The sequence below is a fragment of the Metabacillus fastidiosus NBRC 101226 genome (genome assembly GCF_001591625.1).
Taxonomy (GTDB): domain Bacteria; phylum Bacillota; class Bacilli; order Bacillales; family Bacillaceae; genus Metabacillus; species Metabacillus fastidiosus.
This window is the reverse complement of the sequence record NZ_BCVG01000005.1, coordinates 28,851-48,002: the sequence shown is the minus strand read 5'-3', so window position 1 is coordinate 48,002 and position 19,152 is coordinate 28,851. Positions and strand designations below refer to the sequence as shown.

At 36.6% G+C, this 19,152-nt stretch carries 24 protein-coding genes; all 24 read right to left on the bottom strand.

The window, feature by feature from the left end; all coding sequences use genetic code 11:
- Nucleotides 1–9: 9 nt before the first annotated feature.
- Complete coding sequence (fliP, locus tag BFA01S_RS02570; RefSeq protein WP_066225426.1) at nucleotides 10–675, bottom strand: flagellar type III secretion system pore protein FliP; 666 nt, start codon at nucleotides 673–675, stop codon at nucleotides 10–12.
- Nucleotides 668–1,360 (bottom strand): flagellar biosynthetic protein FliO, encoded by a 693-nt coding sequence (gene fliO / locus BFA01S_RS02565; RefSeq protein WP_235842947.1) that lies wholly within the window; start codon nucleotides 1,358–1,360, stop codon nucleotides 668–670. Before fliO ends, fliP begins: the two co-directional genes overlap by 8 nt.
- A 19-nt stretch (nucleotides 1,361–1,379) precedes the next feature.
- Nucleotides 1,380–1,742, bottom strand: a complete 363-nt coding sequence (locus BFA01S_RS02560; protein ID WP_066225422.1) for a response regulator — start codon at nucleotides 1,740–1,742, stop codon at nucleotides 1,380–1,382.
- A gap of 24 nt (nucleotides 1,743–1,766) precedes the next feature.
- Nucleotides 1,767–2,987: a flagellar motor switch phosphatase FliY gene (gene fliY, locus BFA01S_RS02555; RefSeq protein ID WP_412758783.1), complete on the bottom strand. Its 1,221-nt coding sequence runs from the start codon at nucleotides 2,985–2,987 to the stop codon at nucleotides 1,767–1,769.
- A complete protein-coding gene (gene fliM / locus BFA01S_RS02550; RefSeq protein WP_066225418.1) occupies nucleotides 2,980–3,978 on the bottom strand; it encodes a flagellar motor switch protein FliM in 999 nt (332 codons plus the stop codon). The genes fliY and fliM overlap by 8 nt, the downstream gene beginning before the upstream one ends.
- 33 nt (nucleotides 3,979–4,011) lie before the next feature.
- Nucleotides 4,012–4,443, bottom strand: a complete 432-nt coding sequence (gene fliL, locus BFA01S_RS02545) for a flagellar basal body-associated protein FliL (protein ID WP_066225416.1) — start codon at nucleotides 4,441–4,443, stop codon at nucleotides 4,012–4,014.
- Nucleotides 4,436–4,657: a flagellar FlbD family protein gene (locus tag BFA01S_RS02540; protein WP_066225414.1), complete on the bottom strand. Its 222-nt coding sequence runs from the start codon at nucleotides 4,655–4,657 to the stop codon at nucleotides 4,436–4,438. The genes fliL and BFA01S_RS02540 overlap by 8 nt, the downstream gene beginning before the upstream one ends.
- Nucleotides 4,658–4,772: 115 nt before the next feature.
- Complete coding sequence (locus BFA01S_RS02535) at nucleotides 4,773–6,281, bottom strand: flagellar hook-basal body complex protein (RefSeq protein WP_066225412.1); 1,509 nt, start codon at nucleotides 6,279–6,281, stop codon at nucleotides 4,773–4,775.
- Between the two features lie 77 nt (nucleotides 6,282–6,358).
- Nucleotides 6,359–6,730, bottom strand: coding sequence for a TIGR02530 family flagellar biosynthesis protein (locus BFA01S_RS02530; protein WP_066225410.1), 372 nt, complete (start codon nucleotides 6,728–6,730; stop codon nucleotides 6,359–6,361).
- A 14-nt stretch (nucleotides 6,731–6,744) separates the two neighbouring features.
- Nucleotides 6,745–7,266 carry a flagellar hook assembly protein FlgD gene (gene flgD, locus BFA01S_RS02525; RefSeq protein ID WP_082799824.1) on the bottom strand — a complete coding sequence of 174 codons (522 nt, stop codon included), beginning with the start codon at nucleotides 7,264–7,266 and terminating at the stop codon, nucleotides 6,745–6,747.
- Nucleotides 7,259–8,638, bottom strand: coding sequence for a flagellar hook-length control protein FliK (locus BFA01S_RS02520; RefSeq protein WP_066225408.1), 1,380 nt, complete (start codon nucleotides 8,636–8,638; stop codon nucleotides 7,259–7,261). Before BFA01S_RS02520 ends, flgD begins: the two co-directional genes overlap by 8 nt.
- A gap of 17 nt (nucleotides 8,639–8,655) precedes the next feature.
- Nucleotides 8,656–9,264 carry a MotE family protein gene (locus BFA01S_RS02515; RefSeq protein ID WP_066225406.1) on the bottom strand — a complete coding sequence of 203 codons (609 nt, stop codon included), beginning with the start codon at nucleotides 9,262–9,264 and terminating at the stop codon, nucleotides 8,656–8,658.
- Between the two features lie 11 nt (nucleotides 9,265–9,275).
- The gene (gene fliJ / locus BFA01S_RS02510; protein ID WP_066225404.1) at nucleotides 9,276–9,719 is read right to left on the bottom strand and encodes a flagellar export protein FliJ; all 444 of its coding nucleotides are present in this window, start codon (nucleotides 9,717–9,719) and stop codon (nucleotides 9,276–9,278) included.
- Nucleotides 9,719–11,038, bottom strand: coding sequence for a flagellar protein export ATPase FliI (fliI, locus tag BFA01S_RS02505; protein WP_066225402.1), 1,320 nt, complete (start codon nucleotides 11,036–11,038; stop codon nucleotides 9,719–9,721). Before fliI ends, fliJ begins: the two co-directional genes overlap by 1 nt.
- Before the next feature lie 5 nt (nucleotides 11,039–11,043).
- Nucleotides 11,044–11,589, bottom strand: coding sequence for a flagellar assembly protein FliH (fliH, locus tag BFA01S_RS02500; protein WP_082799822.1), 546 nt, complete (start codon nucleotides 11,587–11,589; stop codon nucleotides 11,044–11,046).
- A gap of 3 nt (nucleotides 11,590–11,592) precedes the next feature.
- Complete coding sequence (locus BFA01S_RS02495) at nucleotides 11,593–11,805, bottom strand: hypothetical protein (protein ID WP_066225398.1); 213 nt, start codon at nucleotides 11,803–11,805, stop codon at nucleotides 11,593–11,595.
- Nucleotides 11,798–12,820, bottom strand: coding sequence for a flagellar motor switch protein FliG (gene fliG / locus BFA01S_RS02490; RefSeq protein ID WP_066225396.1), 1,023 nt, complete (start codon nucleotides 12,818–12,820; stop codon nucleotides 11,798–11,800). Before fliG ends, BFA01S_RS02495 begins: the two co-directional genes overlap by 8 nt.
- A gap of 12 nt (nucleotides 12,821–12,832) precedes the next feature.
- A complete protein-coding gene (gene fliF, locus BFA01S_RS02485) occupies nucleotides 12,833–14,419 on the bottom strand; it encodes a flagellar basal-body MS-ring/collar protein FliF (protein WP_066225394.1) in 1,587 nt (528 codons plus the stop codon).
- A 78-nt stretch (nucleotides 14,420–14,497) separates the two neighbouring features.
- Complete coding sequence (gene fliE, locus BFA01S_RS02480; RefSeq protein WP_066225393.1) at nucleotides 14,498–14,803, bottom strand: flagellar hook-basal body complex protein FliE; 306 nt, start codon at nucleotides 14,801–14,803, stop codon at nucleotides 14,498–14,500.
- A 13-nt stretch (nucleotides 14,804–14,816) separates the two neighbouring features.
- Nucleotides 14,817–15,269 (bottom strand): flagellar basal body rod protein FlgC, encoded by a 453-nt coding sequence (flgC, locus tag BFA01S_RS02475; RefSeq protein WP_066225391.1) that lies wholly within the window; start codon nucleotides 15,267–15,269, stop codon nucleotides 14,817–14,819.
- A gap of 2 nt (nucleotides 15,270–15,271) precedes the next feature.
- Nucleotides 15,272–15,664, bottom strand: coding sequence for a flagellar basal body rod protein FlgB (gene flgB / locus BFA01S_RS02470; protein WP_066225389.1), 393 nt, complete (start codon nucleotides 15,662–15,664; stop codon nucleotides 15,272–15,274).
- 677 nt (nucleotides 15,665–16,341) lie between these two features.
- Complete coding sequence (gene codY, locus BFA01S_RS02465) at nucleotides 16,342–17,121, bottom strand: GTP-sensing pleiotropic transcriptional regulator CodY (protein WP_066225387.1); 780 nt, start codon at nucleotides 17,119–17,121, stop codon at nucleotides 16,342–16,344.
- Nucleotides 17,122–17,144: 23 nt separating this feature from the next.
- On the bottom strand, nucleotides 17,145–18,584 hold the full coding sequence (gene hslU / locus BFA01S_RS02460) for an ATP-dependent protease ATPase subunit HslU (protein WP_066225385.1): 1,440 nt from the start codon (nucleotides 18,582–18,584) through the stop codon (nucleotides 17,145–17,147).
- Complete coding sequence (hslV, locus tag BFA01S_RS02455) at nucleotides 18,556–19,098, bottom strand: ATP-dependent protease subunit HslV (protein WP_066225384.1); 543 nt, start codon at nucleotides 19,096–19,098, stop codon at nucleotides 18,556–18,558. The genes hslU and hslV overlap by 29 nt, the downstream gene beginning before the upstream one ends.
- Between the last annotated feature and the right edge of the window lie 54 nt (nucleotides 19,099–19,152).

Sequence of the window (19,152 nt, the reverse complement as noted above, 5' to 3'; positions counted from 1 at the left end):
TCACCCATTCTAAAAGCTTTGTAATAATGATTTAATGACTAAATACCAACCGTCTACAAGAACAAATAATAAAATTTTAAACGGTAAGGAAATCATAACCGGCGGAAGCATCATCATCCCCATCGACATCAGGACACTTGCTACGACCATATCAATGACTAGAAAAGGAATAAAGATCATAAATCCTATCTGGAAAGCTGTCTTTATTTCACTTATCGCATATGCTGGTACTAATGCCGTTAGTGGAATATCTTCAATTGTTTTTGGCTTTTCAAGATTTGCATAGTTTAAAAATAATGCAAGGTCTTTTTCACGTGTATGTTTACTCATAAACTCTTTAAATGGAAGAGCTGCACGCGTATACGCCTCTTCTAAATTAATTTCTTCATTAAATAAAGGTGTTAATGCCTGTTCATTTACTTGCTGAAATGTCGGAGCCATAATAAAGAAAGTAAGGAAAAGAGAAATACCGATTAACACTTGGTTCGGAGGCATTTGCTGGGTAGCAAGAGAAGTTCGAACGAATGAAAGCACGATAATGATTCGTGTAAAACATGTCATTAAAATTAAAATACTAGGAGCAATAGAAAGTACCGTTAATAATAATAGCAGTTTAACGGATGTACTCACACTTCCCGGATCACTCGCATTAAAAAATTCCATAAATTCATTCATCGTTTCGTTTACCCTTTCCCTTTACATCCTCAATCTCTGCACTTCGCTCGTTTTTTATTTGTGTCAATTGTTCTTTAAATGTTGATGAAAACGATTTCTTTCCCCTTTGTTCAGGAATAGGTATATTTCTTTTCACCAGCTTATTGGATAGTTTCTGAAGTAAATCCTTCGGCTCTGTCATTTGCTCAAATTTACTCTCATATTCTTCGATAATTCTCTTGCTCTCTTCCTCATTATCAATCTCTTTTATTAATGTTATAGATTCTCCTACCCCGAGAATGAGTACTTTATCTCCTAATCTCACCAATTGAATAGATTTATTTGTCCCTAAGCTTGTTCCGCCGATATTCTCAACATATTTCGCCTGCTGAAAAAAACGATTTCTTTTCGTCACAAACTTTAATAGGAAATAAATAAGAAAGATGACAAATGCTAATGCAATTATCAGTTTAAAAACATCCATAAAAGTAATGGACAGTGATTTATTCGTTGACTTATTTTCATCTGTTGCTTTGTTTTCTTCCTTTACTTCATTACCCTTTTCTGTTTCTTTTTTTTCACTTTGTTCACTTATTATGTCGTACACACTTTTATCCGTTTGCTCCGCTGATACAAAATTTGTACCAACCGGAGCGATCATATAAACGGAAAAAAGAAATAAAGACAAGATGAGTTTTTTTCGCATCAATGTAAGATGCCACCTTTTAGCTTAAAGTTTTTCCGACTGCTTCTAGTACACGATCAGCTTGGAATGGCTTCACGATAAAATCTTTTGCTCCTGCTTGAATAGCATCAATAACCATCGCTTGCTGTCCCATCGCTGAACACATAATAACTCTTGCATTCGGATTGATTTCTTTAATTGCTTTTAATGCCGCGATTCCATCCATCTCAGGCATTGTAATATCCATCGTTACTAGATCTGGCTGAAGTTCTTTATACTTTTCAACTGCTTGAGCACCGTCAGCCGCTTCTCCGACAACATCATAGCCGTTTTTCGTTAAAATATCCTTAATCATCATTCTCATAAATGCTGCATCGTCTACAATTAAAATTTTATGTGCCATAATTCTCCCCACTCCTCTTATAAATTATCTAAGTTGATTTAATCTTTCTACCTGGCTTCCTATTTCTGTTACACGAACACCGAAGCTTTCATCAATAACAACGACTTCCCCTTTTGCAATAATTTTATTATTAACGAGGATGTCAACAGGTTCACCCGCAAGCTTGTCCAGTTCAATAATAGAGCCGGAGGAAATTTCTAATATTTCTTTAACAGAACGCTTCGTTCTCCCAAGCTCAACCGTTACCTTTAACGGAATATCTAACAGCATATCAAGATTCTGTGCTTCATGCTGTGCAAGTTCTACTGGTTCAAAAGCTGCAAACTCGGCTGGTTTCACATCAACAACTGGCTGAGTTTTCACTGGAGCTGGTCTTGTGTAAGCTGGCTGTTCAGCTTGTACTGGTTCAGATTGAACTGTATACTGCTCTTGCGGTGCAGATTGAACTGCTTTCCCTATTCTTTTTTCTGCAGGTGCCTCACTCACTGGCTGTGTTTCAACTGCTTCCTGTACCATTTCCTGTACTGCTTCTTCCGCGGCTGCTTGTGGCGGATTCATCAATTCATCTACTAGCTCTCTCGCAAAATGGACTGGTAAAAGCTGCATAATATTAGAATCTATTAATGTACCAATCTTCAATCTGAAGGAAACTTGAATGAATATATTTGCCTCTGGCGGTGCACCTGGTTCAAACTCAATCAGTTCAACAGTTGGAGGTGAGATATCAACCTTCTTATTAAAAACAGTTGACATCGATGTTGCAGCAGAACCCATCATTTGGTTCATCGCTTCCTGCACAGCACTTACTTGAATTTCTCCCAGCATATCACTAGGGTTCGTTCCATCTCCACCCATCATTAAGTCAGCGATGATTGCTGCATCACTCTGTTTGATTACTAACAAATTACTTCCTGAGAAACCAATCGTGTAATTTACTTCAATCGCCACATATGGGTCTGGAAAATCACTTACTAACTCCGATTTCTGAATGAGTGCAACAGTCGGTGTCGTAATTTCTACTTTTTGATTTAATAATGTGGACAATGCCGTTGCTGAGCTTCCGAATGAAATATTCCCTATTTCTCCAATCGCATCTTGCTCAATTTCACTAAAATAGTCTTCCATCTTCACTTCATTTTCTACATCTTTCACTTCATTATCTGCATCATTAACCGGTTCATCGCTCTTTGGACCACCATTTAAAAGAGCATCGATTTCATCTTGCGATAACATATCATTACTCACCATCTTCGTCACCTCTCACTAATTGGTCAATAATTTGAACTGCTATTTTTTTATTCATCCTTCCAGGCTGTCCAGTAAATTTCTGTCTATCGCCTATTTTTACTACTAATGGCTGGTCGATGGTTCTATCTAATTGAATGACATCCCCTTTTTGTAAATGAAGGAAATCCTGAATCGAAATCTCAGATGCTCCCAGTTCCGCAATTATTGGTAATTGAGCGAGACGAATCTGTTTTTGCAGAGCCTCCATTTCAGCCTGCTTTGGTTCTTTTCGTTCTGATTGCATCCAGTAATGCACGGATAATTTCGGTATAATCGGTTCAAGGACAACATGTGGAATACATAAATTAATCATTCCGCTAACTTCGCCTATTTGCGTATTAAATGAAATTAAGACAATTGTTTCATTAGGTGATACCATTTGTAGAAATTGCGGGTTTACTTCAAAATCGGTCATATTTGCTTCTACATCAACAATTGTATTCCATGCCTCTTGATAGTTTTCAAGCGATTTTTCAAAAAGTCCAGACATAATATTTTGTTCAATTTCTGTCAAATTGTCAATTTTATTGTAACTTGATCCAATTCCACCCATTACCCGATCCATCATTGCATAAGCGATATTCGGATTTATTTCCATTAGCACTCTGCCCTCTAATGGATTAAGTTCAAACACATTTAACACTGTCATCTTCGGCACGGAGCGAATGAATTCTTCATATGGCAGTTGGTCGACCGATGCGACCGTTATTTGCGTATATGTTCTAAGCTGTGCAGAATAATAAGTCGTTAAAAGCCTCGCAAAGTTTTCGTGAATCCTCGTTAAACTTCGAATTTGATCTTTTGAAAAACGAAGCGCCCGTTTAAAATCATATACTTTTACTTTTCGCTCTGCTTCTTCTTTCTTTAGCTCATCAGCATCCATTTCTCCAGTCGAAATGGCTGAAAGCAAGGCATCAATCTCACTTTGAGATAGTACTTCACCTGCCAAAGTCTTCACCTCCTAAACAGAAAAAATTAATTATTATTGAAGAATATAGGATGTTGTGTAGACCTTTATTACCTTGCCCTCATGCATTAGTTCATTCACATCATTTTTAATCGTTTCTTTAAATTTCTGAATGCCCTCTTTGCCCTCTAACTGCTCAACCGTCATATTGCCAAGCTCAGCTATAATAATATCTTTCACTTGAAATTCTCGTTTTTCAAGCTCTTCTTTCGCTTTTTTCGAGTCTGTTTCTATTTTAAATGAAAGACGAACGATATGATTAGTTGCAAGATTTGTTGTAATTTCCGGGATGTCTACAGATGCCTCCACGACTTCGTCAATCGTCGGCTCCTTACTAGCTTCGCTTTCTCCATTTGCTACTTTCATTACGACAAAATAAGCAATTACTCCTATTAACGTAATGGAAATAAGGATAATAAGCATAATACTTAACAGCTTCTTATTCATCTTCCAGTACCTCCGGACCCTTTTTAACGGATAGAACATTAATCACATTGTAAAACTCGATAATTCTTGACCTTACTACACTCTCTGACTCCTTCACAACGAACTTATTCCCATTTGATAATGTAATAGTCGTATCAGGAAATGACTCCAGCTGCTCAATATAAATCGCATTTAGGGAAAATGTTTTTCCATTTAGTTTTGTTAATTGGATCATTTTGTTTTGCACCGCCCTTTTAACAGAAATGTCAGACCCCATAAGTGAAATTTATGGGGTCAAACCATTATGAGGTAACGGCTACCTCCTTAAACGAATTATCGTTTTAAGCCCATTAACTCTTGTAAAATTTCATCTGACGTTGTGATAATTTTGTGTTTGATTGGAATCCACGCTGTGCGACGATCATTTCTGTGAATTCTTCGGATAGGTCGACGTTGGACATTTCAAGAGATCCAGCAACAATTGTAGCAGCTCCATCACTGCCTGGAGCAAATAATTCATCAAGTTGGATACCATTGTTATTTTTATCAACTGAACCAGAGCTAACTGATTCACGGAATAAGTTTCCACCAACCTTTTCAAGTCCACCTGCATTTGCAAAGTTAGCAATACGGATTTGTCCAGCAACATTTAATTGGCCTTTTCTATTTACAAATGATACTGTACCATCTGGACCAATTGAGAAACTTTGTGCATCGAGCGGGATTTGTATTAATCCAGCTTCTCCACTTAAACTATTTGTCCATTGTGGTTTGTCTAAATCCTCTGCCGCTGTTTCAAATTGAACAACACCTTGACCAATTTTCCCTACCTCCATTGTAAAATTTGAAACTTCATCTATTAATGTTTTCATTGTATCAATTTCAGTAGTTAAAGGCGTATTAGTAGTAGTAACAGCACCACTAGCAGCAGGATAATGTGTACCTTGAGTAGTTAATTTATCCGTAAGTGTACTAACTTGACTAATAATATCAACAATTGGAGCAGTTGTATTAAAGGTATTAATCCCTGTGTTTAAGGGCCCAATCGCCGTATTAAAGTTGGTAATAGTTGTCTTAAAAGTACCAGCAGTTGTATTAAAATCATCGTAGACAGTTTTCAATGCCTTTTGTGCATTATCCATTGCCTTATACTCTTTTGAAGTAGTATCTGCTGGATTTGCTGAAGCTTGTAATACTTTATAAGCATCAGCATAGTTTTGAAATGCCGTTAATAAAGAATTAGCTTTTTTAGTAAAAACACTGAGTTCGTCACTAATTGTTTTAAATTGACCTTCGAAGCCAGTAATTACACTAAGCGCTGCATTTCCTTTTGTTCTTGCAGCGTCAGTCGGTATTGTTTTCTCCCCAGTTTCTCCAACTAAATACATTCCATCAGCTGTCACTAAATATCCTCGATCATCTAAATAAAAGTTCCCTGCTCTTGTATAATTCAAGCTCATAGCACGATCAATGGAACCTGAAATTTTATTATCACCAATTTGATTACCACGATCGATACCAACCCTTGCTAAATCAGAAATTGTTGCTACTGGAAAAAAGCCATCACCTGATAAAGCGAGATCTAATGTACGTGCAGTTGTTTGTGTTGCTCCCGTTGTATGAATTGTATCAATTGAAGAAAGTTGCGAACCTAAACCAACCTGCTGAGCATTCACTCCTCCTCGGTTACCTGTCGCAGCTGCTGCACCCGCAATTTGCTGACTGATCATATCTTTAAAAGTAACACGTCCTTTTTTAAATCCATAAGTATTCACATTGGCAATATTATTTCCAATCACATCTAACTTCGTCTGAAAGTTTTTCATCCCGCTTATTCCTGCATACATTGAACGTAACATTTATTTCTCTCCCTTTTTATCGGACTTTGTTGTTTCCTTCATTCAACAACGCTTAGCCTCCAATTGGTCCAGCCTTTTCAGTCCATAATGATTGTTCCGTTTATATTTGTGAAAATTTGTGATTTTGCTTCGTCAAGATTCATTGCTGTAATAACAGTATTGTTTTTAGCACTTATAATAAGTGCTGCATCGTTTATAAGTACTAGAGAATCATTGACACCTTTTTTATGGGCTTCTTGCACTTTTTCTTCGATTGAATTCCATTGTTCTGTTGAAATATCAATCTTTCTTTCTGACAGTCTCTCTTGAGCATGTTTACTGATCTTTAAATGTTCGTTTTTAATCTCTTGAAATATTTGTTTAAACGATGTTTTTTCCGTTACCTTAGGCTTACTGTTAGTAAGTAATTCTATTGGATGGTGGTTAATTGGAGTAATCCGATATGGCATGATCCCACCCCTATTTATGCTGTTTCTGATGTATTTTCTGATTCAAGTTTAGATTCTGACTCTGGTTTAGATTCTATAGCAGGCTTAGCTTCAGCATCAACAATCTTTGTAACAGCATAACTCATAATTTCTTTCCCATTATCAAGTTCTAAAACGATCATTCCGTCTTTCCTCTTAATCGATTTTACAATACCTGAACCTGTTTCAACCGTTGATTCACTGCCCGCAGCGATATCACGCCATTCTACTTTCTTCCCTATCATCTCTGAATATCTCAACATTTCATTACTCGATTGAGATAAAATAAAGTTTTCCATCGTTTTATTCAAGTTTGTCATCTGTTCTAAAGACGAGAAACTAGCCATTTGGGCGATAAACTCTTTATCTTCCATCGGTTTTAATGGATCTTGATTTTGCAATTGAGCAATTAAAATTTTTAAAAACTCATCTTTTCCGAGACTTGAATTCCCTGTTTTTCTCGTTTCAACTTTATTGGAAAGATATAAATCCGAACTAATTGCTGTACTATTACTCACTCTCTACCTCCTCACTTCCTATTTGTGTCGTAAATACTTCTTTAAAAGACTGTGAAGCATCTGTTTCATCATCCTTCTGCTTCTGTCCAGATTGTGCGTCTGACTGTTCATTCCGTTCTTTATTCCCCTGCTGCTCGCGGTAATTTTCCGCTAAAAGCTCAAACCGGTCAATTTGAACACTGACAGACGGAAGGACATGTCTTAATTGGTTTACACTATGTTCAAGCAAGTCTTTTGCTGATTGTGTTGATGCGATAATCCTTGCAACCATCTCGCCATTTTGCTGTGTAAGCCTGATAGTTAATTGGCCGAGATGTTCGGGGTTTAATTTAATAATGAGACGATTTGTTCCATTTGGTGTTTGTCCAAATCGACTGTTTTTCATCGCAGTTAATAATTGATTCGTAAATTCCTGTCTTACTTGTGGTTCAACTTTTTCTTTTATGACGGTCAAAGCCTGATCTTTATTTACGAATTGATCTAATGAAATTGTAATTTCCGTTTTTACTTCTGAACGTGGCTCAACTGTTTGAAACTTTGTAATAACTGATTCAATAATTGTTTGGATATTTTGAATTGGCTGTCCAGATTTTAGCTCTGTTTTAATATGTGTTACGATCTCTTGTACAACTTCTTTTTCTAAAGCCGTGCCAGCGGTTTTATTAAGAAATTGAGATACATGATCAGGCAGATCGTCTATGTTTTTCAAAAGAGGGAGTATATTTTCTCTCTTTTGTTCATACATTGCTGCTAGTTTCACTGCTGTTAAATGTGAAGCAAGTTTTGTAAAATCCGCTTCATCTAAAGCTTGCAAATCTTTAATGAAGTTTGTAATAGTAATATTTTCACTAGTTTTATTATTTGATAACGTCGGAACAGTCTCTTCAAACATTTGTTTAATTTTCAATAAAGGTTCTTTAAAATTAACATCTGTTTGCTCACTAAGCTTCTCCATCCCAATCAATAATGAGAGAATTCCTGCTAAAGGTGAAGCATCATTCATTTTTTCGATAATTTCATCGAGGGAGTAAGAGCCTTTAACGATGTTTTCTACTTCTTGCAGTTGCGGTTCGGGCAAGAAATTTAGCTGTAGTAAATCTTCCTCACTAATCGGCTGTTTGAAAATACCATCTTCCATCGGAAGAGCTGCTAAAATTGCTTCAATATCTTCTGTTAATAATTTCATTGGATCAACTGTAACTTCTTCCTCAACAATTCCAACTGAAATTTGTCCCGAATTATCCATCTGACTGCTATTTTGTTCAAGCGCTAGAACATCTTTAAAACTGCTCACAGGTGGCGCTTCATTATTAGCCCTTTGTATAGCAGGTGTTCCGACATTCATCGCTTGCATAAGTACTGCGACATTCATTTTTTCACCTCCTTTGATCATTGTCCGTTTTGTTCATTTAACAGTTTCGTATACTTCACTGCATCTTCTGTTGACATTTTTGATAAAATATCTGTTACTTGCTTATCTTTTAATGAAGTGAGTATGTACATCGCTTCATCGGTACTTAAGTTAGGAATAAGTTCCGCGGCTTTTCCACTTGACATTGCACTGTACACTTTAGCAATATCTTTGTTTTTAGCCTTTTTCTCTTTTTCCTCTACCGCTTCAAGCTGCTGTTCCAGTGAACTAACTTCCTGTGTTAATCTTTGAATCTCTGTCTCTTTCGCTGTTACATCAGTTTCTAACACCTTTAAGTCTGCCTTCTGTTTTTCAATCGTTTCTTTCAATTTCTTCTTTTCTTTCTTAAAACCTTCTTGTACACTGACCAGTTTATCTTCTTCTGTTTGTTTTTCTTTTTCTTCTTTCGGCTTTAAATAATCACCAACGTATGGAATTGTTTTAGCAAAGTTCATCGTCTTCTCAACTGGACTAAAGCCTGCGAAAGTTAAAACAGAGTATACAATAATAATTAAAAAGATAAGTGGAATAAAAATTAGAAATAAAAACATTTGAAATTTACTCGTTCGTTTTTCTTCGTTTTCCATCTGTTTTTCACCTAATTTCCACGAAACATGTATGTTTGAATTGAAAGGTCATCCATTTCTTTTTGCTCATTTTCTTTTAATTCACTCGCATAAACATCAAAGTGTTTACTCTTCATTTTTTCATATTTCTTCACTTCAATATTTTTTTCCATGAGCTGTACTTGCTTTTCATTCATTTTATTTCTCGTAATTACTACAAGATTTTGATAATGTAAAATTGTTTTTTCCAAGTTTGAAACAAATTGTTGAAAATGCCTAATTTCTTGAACAGACATCCCGTTATTTAATTTTTCATGTGTATTTGATTCAAGTACTTCTTTTTTCTTTAAACAGTCGTACAATTTTTCAGCAACCTGTTCAAATTCATGAACAGATTCATTGTATTCAGATAAAGATCTTTCTTTTTCATTTTCTTTTAAATCCAGTACTTTTTGAAAGCGAAATTGATAGCCCATTAAAACTCACCTTTCTCTATCAATTGATGAAGTGTAGCAACACTTTGTTCACTCGAAATTTTCTGTTCCACACCTTGTTTTAAAAAGGAAATAATATTCGGATAAAACCGGATTGCCTCATCAATTTCCCGTGATGAACCTCTTTTATATGCACCAATATTAATTAAATCCTCTGAATTAATGTATGTTGACAATAAATTTCGAAGCTTGGTTGCAGATTCGCGGTGCTCACTCGTTACGATATTGTTCATAACACGGCTTATACTTTTCAATACATTGATTGCTGGAAATTGCCCTTTATTTGCAAGCTCACGGTCTAAGACGATATGACCATCTAAAATCCCTCGCACTGTGTCTGCGATCGGTTCATTCATATCATCCCCATCCACTAAAACGGTGTAAAACGCGGTAATCGTACCGAATTCATTCGTCCCCGTTCTTTCAAGGAGCTTTGGCAAAATAGCAAAAACAGAAGGTGTATATCCTTTTGTCGTTGGCGGTTCCCCGATTGCAAGCCCAATTTCACGCTGAGCCATCGCAACCCGTGTAACAGAATCCATCATGAACATGACATCAAGCCCTTTATCACGAAAATATTCTGCAATTGCTGTCGCTGTGTAGGCAGCTTTTATTCTCATCAATGCCGGCTGGTCACTCGTCGCGACGATAACAATAGATCTCTTTAATCCTTCTGGGCCGAGATCGCGTTCAATAAATTCACGAACTTCACGTCCACGCTCCCCAATAAGGGCAATAACGTTCAGATCAGCATTCGTATTGCGTGCAATCATTCCCATTAATGTACTTTTCCCGACACCGCTTCCGGCAAAAATACCAACACGCTGTCCCTTGCCGACAGTGAGCAAACTGTCAATCATCCTCACACCAACTTCAATTTTTTCTTCAATTGGTGGTCTTTTCATCGGATTTGGAGGTGATTGATCTGTCGGCACATATGTTAATCCTTTAGGAAGATTCATCTCATCGAGCGGATGTCCGAATGCATCAATTGTTTTTCCAATAAGGCTCGAGCCGACTTTTACTTTTAATGTATCGTTCGTTGCCTCGACAACACTTCCCGGTGCAATATCTGTTACTTGAAGGAACGGCATTAACAGTATATTTTCATCTTTAAAACCAACAACTTCTGCTGGAATCTTTTTTTCTTTTTTCGTGCCTGTATAAATATAGCAAAGGTCGCCAATAGAGCTTTCAGGACCCCTTGATTCAATCATTAAACCAACAACTCTTTTTACTTTTCCATATCGCTTATAAGGATCTAGCATATCGACTTGTTGAATGAGACTAGCTATACTCACGAACGTCACCCCTCACCGAGCAGCTCGATTAATTGCTTTTTTAATTCAAATAGCTGTGTATCAATACTTGCATCAATTCGGCCATACGGTGACTCAATATAACAGCCATTTTCCTCTACTTCATCATTTGCATAAATATAAAGATCTGTTTCACTCGTTAAAATGGACATCAGTTCATTTTTTTGATTTAAAACGAGTTCATAGTTTAATGGATGGACATGAATTTTAATATTTTCATATTCTTTTACTTCTTTTAATACTTGCTTTACAATATTTAAAAATATTACTGGATCTTCAGCGAGCTGCGAAAGAATAATTTTCTCTGCTATTTTCACTGACAGCTGTAAAATCATTTCTTCAGAAGATTCTATTTTTTCAATATAATCTTTTTCTGAACGTTCGATAATACCCTTTGCATGGTCAATCAAACCTTGGTGTTCAGCCAGTGCTTCCGCGCGTCCAATTTCCATCCCTTCCGCATACCCTTCTCGTTTCGCCTCTTCGATCAGTAACTCACGCTGTTCATTCCATAAAGCTTGTTCCTCTTCTATTTGCTACCTAATTTCCGCAAGCTGATTTTGTGCAGATCCAATCATTTCTTCTGCCTGATGTTGTGCGGATTCGATTAATTGTGCTGCTCTATAGGAGAATTCCTGACCAATCTCTTCACTATTTTCTTCTCCAGCAACGAGAAGATTGATCGTTTGAATTTTAATTTCTTTCTTTTCCTGATCATTGGTAAATCTCGATTTTATTAATCTAGACAATGATATCATCCCCTCCACCACGGGCAACGATAATTTCTCCAGCTTCTTCTAATCGACGGATAACACCGACAATTCGTGATTGTGCTTCTTCCACATCACGAAGACGGACAGGACCCATAAATTCCATTTCCTCTTTAAATGTATCCGCCATCCGTTTTGACATATTTTTAAATACAATATCTTTAACTTCTTCACTCGCAACTTTCAGTGAAAGCATGAGATCGTCGTTTTCCACATCACGGATAACACGCTGAATTGCACGGCTGTCCAGCGTGACAATATCTTCAAAGACAAACATTCTCTTCTTAATTTCTTCAGCAAGCTCTGGATCTTGAATGGCAAGTGCATCCAAAATTGTTTTTTCTGTACTGCGGTCTACACCATTCAGCACTTCAACAACAGATTCGACCCCACCAGTTTGTGTATAATCCTGTGTGACTGTCGCTGAAAGCTTTCTTTCAAGGATTTGCTCGACCTCATTAATAATTTCAGGTGATGTACTATCCATAATAGCAATCCTTCTTGCGATATCTGCCTGAACCTCCTGCGGCAGCTCAGATAAAATTTGACCAGACTGTGCTGGTTCTAAATAAGATAAAACTAATGCAATTGTTTGCGGATGTTCATTTTGAATAAAGTTTAAAATTTGACCTGGATCTGCTTTTCTTGCAAAATCAAAAGGCCTTACTTGTAATGATGATGTTAAACGGTGGATAATACTCGTTGCTTTATCAGCACCAAGAGCTTTTTCCAAAATTTCTTTCGCATAAGAAATACCCCCTTGGGATATATAATCCTGCGCCATTGCAATATCATGAAACTCTTCGATTACTTCTTCTTTTTTAGATGAATCTACTTGCCTTACCCCTGATATTTCAAGGGTAAGCTTTTCGATTTCTTCTTCAGACAAATGTTTATACACGTTTGACGCTACATCAGGTCCTAACGAGATTAAGAGGATGGCAGCTTTTTGTTTGCCGGTTAATTTTGTATCATCTTTACTTGCTCTTGCCATAAATAAAACCTCCTAGTCTTCTGAAATCCATGATCGTAGTAATTTAGCAAAGTCCTCTGGTTTTTCTTTCGCCATTTGCTCAAGCTGTTTCTTACGAACAGTAGCTTCTGTTTCTATTTCTTCATTTATATCATCGAGAACGATTGGCTCATCGATAGTAATTTCTTCCTCTTCCACTTCTTCTTCATTTCTCTTTTTACGAATTAATAAGATAACTAGAATGATAATAATAAGTAATAATGCACCACCAACAATGTACATCCACATAGGAATAACTGCTGTTTCCTGCGACTGAGCTTCTTCTTTTGAACCAAACGGCTGAACAGAAACGACAATTTTATCCTGTATAGCCTGGTCTGTCAGCTCTTCAGCTGCTGTTTTATCAATAGAAGTTCTAACAATCGTTGATAAAATTTGTTCAATATCGTTTACTCGATCCTGTGGTAATGAAGCTGGATCATCCGCAGTCGGCGGCTCGACCATTACTTGAATTCCAATATCACGGACTTTATACGGACTTTCCACGATTTGTTTCGAAATTCGATTTACCTCATTGTTAACACGCTCTTCAATTTTTTCATAATCGCCGCTTCCATTGGCACCAGCGGCTTGATAAGTTGTCACATCGTTTTCAGCTGTTCCTGGAACTCCTCCAACTGGGGCGCCCTCACCAGAATAAGTTTCTGTTATTCTTTCCACACTGACAGCAATTCCTTCCCCTGTCTCTTCATTAATAGGGGTAACAAGTTTTTCTTCCCTTTGTTCTTGTGTGAAATCAATATCTGTTGTAACAGAAACGACGACTTTATCCTGTCCCATCATCGTACCTAACATTTTTTGAACTTCTCTTTGAAGATCACGTTCAATTTGCGCTTTAACTTCATGCTGTGTAGAGTAGCTTGCAACTGTTCCTGAACTTCCGCCTTTATTTAAATCATAGTAGTTAAAGTTTTGATCCATAATGACGATATTATCTGTAGAAAGATTTGGAACACTTTTGGCAACAAGATGATATAAGGCATTGATCTTATTTTGATCTAACTGGGAAGTATGTTCTAAATTTAAGACAACTGATGCAGAAGAACCTTCTGTTTGTTCACCGACAAACACTGATTCTTTTGGCATATTAATCATTACTTTTGCATCTTTTACTCCTTCGATGCCTTTCATTAAATTAGCTAATTCGGTTTGTGTTGCTTTTAATTTAATAACATCAAATTCATTATCTGTCATACCAAAGCCTGATTTCTCACCGAAAAAAGAGTAATCAATAGCGCCACTGTCTGGTAAGCCTTCAGCAGCCAATTCGACTTTTAATGTATCAACCATTTCCTCTGGTACGTGAATAGCTGTTCCGTTATTCCTAATTTCTGATTGTACCCCTCTTGCATCAAGGTTCTCTTTTATTTGACCTGTCTCCTGTGGCGAAAGATCCTTATATAAAGGAACTAGTTTCGTTTTCCCGGCAAATACAGCTACCAAAATGATAGCGGTGATAAATAATGTACCACCGCCAATTATTAAAGCTTTTTGAAGCTTTGACCGGTTGCTCCACATTTGAGCTAATGTATTTTTTAGTTGTACTAACTTATCGTTCATTTTGCGTAAATTCCCCCGGTATGATGATATTGATTTTACATGGATACCACTAACCGTTCTTTAAAATATAAGAACAATTTAAACTTGCATTCTCATCATCTCTTGATATGCTTCAATCGCTTTATTTCGAACTTCTGTTGCTATTGTTAACGTCACACTTGCTTTTTCAGCTGTGATCATTACATTATGCAGTTCCACATTTTCCCCAGCTGCAAGCGCTTCCGTCATTTTATCCGACATAGCTTGTGATGCATTTACTTCATTAATAGATTGTTTTAAAATTTCTCCAAAAGATATTTTATTTGCTTTTACTTCATTTACAGCTTCTTTCTGTCCAAGCGGCTGTATCGTTTGCATATTAAGAGGTGCAACTCTATTAATCATTTACTACTCACCTTTACTTTCCTATTTCTAAAGCTTTCATAAGCATTCCTTTTGATGCATTGAGCACCGTAACATTTGCCTCATATGAACGTGTACTGCCCATTAGATCGACCATTTCCTTTAGAGGATCGACATTTGGAAGCGACACATATCCTTCTTCATTTGCATCAGGATGTTCAGGATCATAAACGAGTTTAAACGGTGTTTCATCCTCTACTATTTCTGCCACCTTCACTCCTCCGCCGACGTTTGCTTGTTTCCCAAGTGCATGATTTAACATATTAGCGAAGTTCGTTCCTTCCGGCTGTGTAACGACCATTTTTCTTCTGTATGGCTGCCACTGTCCATCCACATATTGTGCTCTAGTCGTATCCATATTTGCCATATTAGATGAAATGACATCCATCCTAAGCCTTTGTGCTGTAAGAGCGGAAGCTGAAATATTAATATTTTGAAAAATCGCCATTACTAACGCCCTCCCTTAACAACTGTTTTTAATGAATTGAATTTACTGCTAATCCGGTCAACCAGTGCATTATATTGAATTTGGTTTTTCGCCATATTAGCCATTTCCTGATCAATATCAACATTATTTCCATTTTGCTGATAACTTGTTTGTGATTTCGTAAACACTTTAAAGTTTTCTTTAGAATGACTGCCAAATTCAAAATGTCGTTCATCCGTACGATATGCCTGTAAATTTCCTATCTCTTTTTGAAGAATATTGCTAAAGCTTACATCTTTCGCCTTATAATTTGGTGTATCGACATTAGCTATATTATCAGACATGACTTTTTGTCTAATTGCTGACTGATTCAAAGCTTGTTCTAATGAATTTATCGTATTAGAAAAAATTTTCACCGTATTCCCCTCACAAAAGTAAATCTATTTTCGTATTATATTTAACTATCGTTTTCTCAATATACTGCTATTGTAAGAAATAATAGTCTTAAAGTCTATGAAGTTGCTGTAAAAAAAAGTCGTTATCTGTATTTTTATACCCTATAATCACCTTTCATCTTCATAATCATGACTTTTGACTTAAAAAAATGGTATTTATATGTTTTTAATGAACATTATCCCTATAAACTATTCTGTTTTTCATTTTCTCTAGGTTTTTACGAATGAGTACATTAAATAAAGTATCATACTTTCGTCTTATAATAAATTAGGAATTATCTCTTTTTTCTTTATACGACAATAATCTTTATTTTTCTTAAAAAGTAGAAATATAGTTTTTATTGTCGAAAATCTCTTATTCAGGTTTAGATTGTGAGTATAGACCTATAAAACTCCTCTTTTTTTCGACACAAACACCTGCTTCCACGAGAGAATTTTGTCGATTTTTGTATTAAAATATTTCTTTATTTACTTATCTATTTTTCCCTTTTCTTCATGAAAATAGTAAAATTCCTGATGATAACGAACTATTCTTCTCTCTTTTTCACACTACTCAAGCTTTCTCCTCCACAGAAAAAGGCCTACCTAAAATTAATTAGGTAAGCCTTTTTAAATATCACCATTAAAATACTCTTCTGTTAGTTTGCTTTTATTTTTTCTAACTCAATAAGAAACTTATTATTCAGCACTTTAATATACGTCCCTTTCATACCGAGGGAGCGTGATTCAATCACACCAGCGCTTTCTAATTTCCGCAGAGCATTTACGATAACCGAACGTGTGATACCAACACGGTCAGCAATTTTACTTGCAACAAGTAAGCCTTCATTACCGTTTAATTCTTCAAAAATATGCTCAATCGCTTCTAACTCACTGTAAGAAAGAGAACTGATCGCCATTTGAACAACAGCTTTGCTTCTCGCTTCTTCTTCAATTTCATCTGCCTTTTCACGAAGAATTTCCATACCGACAACCGTTGCACCATATTCAGCTAAAATAAGATCATCATCTTCAAACTGTTCGTCTACACGCGCTAAAATTAATGTACCAAGCCGGTCCCCTCCGCCAATGATCGGAACAATTGTTGTTAAACCATTTTTGAATAACTCTCTATTCTCAATCGGAAATGCTGTATATTCACTATATACATCTAGATTGGGAGAGGTTTCTTCTATATTAAACAAATTATTCGTGTATTCAGTCGGGAACTGACGATCCTTTAACATCTGCCTCATACGGTCATTTTCAATTTGCTGGTTAACAGCAAACCCTAATAGCTTCCCGCGGCGGCTCACAACGAAAATATTCGCATTAATTACTTCACTTAATTTTTCAGCCATTTCTACGAAATTAACTGGTTTCCCCGCTACTCTTTGGAGCATTGCATTAATCTTACGAGTTCTTTCTAATAAAACCATTGACTTGCCTCCCGATCTTGTTCTTATAAAATAAATTGGCTAAGATCTTTATTTTTTGCAATTTTACTTAGCTTTTCTTCCACATATTGCGGTGTTATAACAATTTTATCCAGGTTAATATCAGGTGCTTCAAATGATAGATCCTCTAGAAGCCGCTCTAATATCGTATGTAATCGTCTTGCACCAATATTGTCTGTATCTTGATTCACTTCAAATGCAACCTCTGCAAGTTTATAAATAGCATCGTCAGAAAATTCCAATTGTATACCTTCTGTCTCAAGCAGAGCAATATATTGCTTTAATAATGCATTATTCGGCTCCACTAAAATGCGGACAAAATCATCTACACTTAGCTTTGTCAGTTCTACACGGATTGGAAATCTTCCTTGCAGTTCCGGAATTAAATCAGAAGGCTTTGCAATATGGAATGCACCTGCTGCGATAAATAAAACATGATCTGTCTTAACAGGACCATATTTTGTCACAACAGTTGATCCTTCCACGATCGGTAAAATATCCCTTTGTACACCTTCTCTTGAAACATCTGCTCCAGACCCTTGGGATTTCTTCGCAATCTTATCAATTTCATCAATAAAAATAATCCCTGAGTTTTCAGCCCTGTGAACAGCTTCTGCTGTCACTTCATCCATATCAATAAGCTTTGTCGCTTCTTCATTTGTTAACACTTTACGAGCTTCTTTTACAGTGAGCTTGCGCTTCTTCTTTTTCTTTGGCATTAAACTGCCGAGCGCATCCTGCATATTCATTCCCATTTGCTCCATGCCCGAACCTTGAAGCATGTCAAACATAGATGGCTGCTGTTCTTCCACTTCAACAACAACATAATAATCTTCTAATTCACCGAGTGCAAGCTTATGCGCTGTTTTTCGGCGCTGCTCTTCTATATTCATATCTTCAGCAGTCGTTTCTGTCTGCTGCTCCTGTGCAGCATTTCCACCAAAGAGCATTTCAAGCGGATTTTTATAAGCTGTTTGCTTCTTCTTACCAGGAACGAGCAATTCCACTAAACGCCTATTTGCATTTTCTTCAGCTGTACCTTTTACTTCATTCATTTTCTCTTCTTTTACAAGACGGATTGCTGTTTCTGTTAAATCTCTTACCATTGATTCAACATCTCGTCCGACATAGCCGATTTCCGTAAATTTTGTCGCCTCCACTTTAATAAACGGAGCACCAACAAGCTTTGCAATTCTTCTTGCAATTTCTGTTTTACCAACACCTGTCGGACCAATCATTAAAATGTTTTTCGGCACTACTTCATCTCTTAGCTTCTCATTCAATAAATTTCTTCTGTAACGGTTACGAAGCGCAACTGCAACTGCTTTTTTGGCAGCTGTCTGCCCTACTATATATTGGTCTAATCGTTCAACAATTTGCTTTGGAGTTAATTGTGTACTCAAAATAACATCCCCCTTACAATTCTTCGACGATAATATTTTCATTTGTATAAACGCATATTTCCCCAGCAATCTTTAAAGAGCCTTCTGCAATTTCTCTTGCCGTCATCGTTTCACCAGCGTAACGTTTTAACGCTCTGCCAGCTGATAAAGCATAGTTACCACCTGATCCAATTGCTAAAATTCCATCATCAGGTTCAATTACTTCACCAGTTCCTGAAATAAGTAAAAGATCTGTTTCATTCATGACAATAAGCATCGCTTCTAATCTTCTTAACACTTTATCGCTGCGCCACTCTTTTGCAAGCTCAACAGCAGCACGCTGAAGATTTCCATTATATTCTTCAAGCCTTCCTTCAAAAAGCTCAAATAATGTAAAAGCGTCAGCGACAGAGCCTGCAAAACCTGCGATCACTTTGCCATTAAATAATTTACGCACCTTTTTGGCTGTATGCTTCATCACGACAGCATTTCCGAACGTCACTTGTCCGTCACCTGCCATCGCTGATTTCCCATTATGCTTAATCGCAAATATCGTTGTCGCATGGAACTCTCCCATACTATGAAACCTCCTCGTAAAATATAATCATCTTTCTATCATATATTTTCAAAT

Coding starts and splice junctions, on each gene's coding strand:
- BFA01S_RS02535 (WP_066225412.1), bottom strand. CDS start 6,281: ATGTTACGTTCAATGTATGCAGGAATAAGCGGGATGAAAAACTTTCAG.
- BFA01S_RS02540 (WP_066225414.1), bottom strand. CDS start 4,657: ATGATCCAATTAACAAAACTAAATGGAAAAACATTTTCCCTAAATGCG.
- BFA01S_RS02560 (WP_066225422.1), bottom strand. CDS start 1,742: ATGGCACATAAAATTTTAATTGTAGACGATGCAGCATTTATGAGAATG.
- BFA01S_RS02515 (WP_066225406.1), bottom strand. CDS start 9,264: ATGGAAAACGAAGAAAAACGAACGAGTAAATTTCAAATGTTTTTATTT.
- fliP (WP_066225426.1), bottom strand. CDS start 675: ATGAATGAATTTATGGAATTTTTTAATGCGAGTGATCCGGGAAGTGTG.
- codY (WP_066225387.1), bottom strand. CDS start 17,121: ATGGTTTTATTAGAAAGAACTCGTAAGATTAATGCAATGCTCCAAAGA.
- hslU (WP_066225385.1), bottom strand. CDS start 18,584: ATGAAAATATTATCGTCGAAGAATTGTAAGGGGGATGTTATTTTGAGT.
- fliE (WP_066225393.1), bottom strand. CDS start 14,803: ATGATTAATAGAGTTGCACCTCTTAATATGCAAACGATACAGCCGCTT.
- BFA01S_RS02520 (WP_066225408.1), bottom strand. CDS start 8,638: ATGAATGTCGCAGTACTTATGCAAGCGATGAATGTCGGAACACCTGCT.
- fliF (WP_066225394.1), bottom strand. CDS start 14,419: ATGAACGATAAGTTAGTACAACTAAAAAATACATTAGCTCAAATGTGG.
- hslV (WP_066225384.1), bottom strand. CDS start 19,098: ATGGGAGAGTTCCATGCGACAACGATATTTGCGATTAAGCATAATGGG.
- fliJ (WP_066225404.1), bottom strand. CDS start 9,719: ATGGGCTATCAATTTCGCTTTCAAAAAGTACTGGATTTAAAAGAAAAT.
- fliG (WP_066225396.1), bottom strand. CDS start 12,820: ATGGCAAGAGCAAGTAAAGATGATACAAAATTAACCGGCAAACAAAAA.
- fliL (WP_066225416.1), bottom strand. CDS start 4,443: ATGAATAAGAAGCTGTTAAGTATTATGCTTATTATCCTTATTTCCATT.
- fliO (WP_235842947.1), bottom strand. CDS start 1,360: ATGCGAAAAAAACTCATCTTGTCTTTATTTCTTTTTTCCGTTTATATG.
- flgC (WP_066225391.1), bottom strand. CDS start 15,269: ATGGCGATTTTTCAAAATATTAATATTTCAGCTTCCGCTCTTACAGCA.
- BFA01S_RS02530 (WP_066225410.1), bottom strand. CDS start 6,730: ATGCCATATCGGATTACTCCAATTAACCACCATCCAATAGAATTACTT.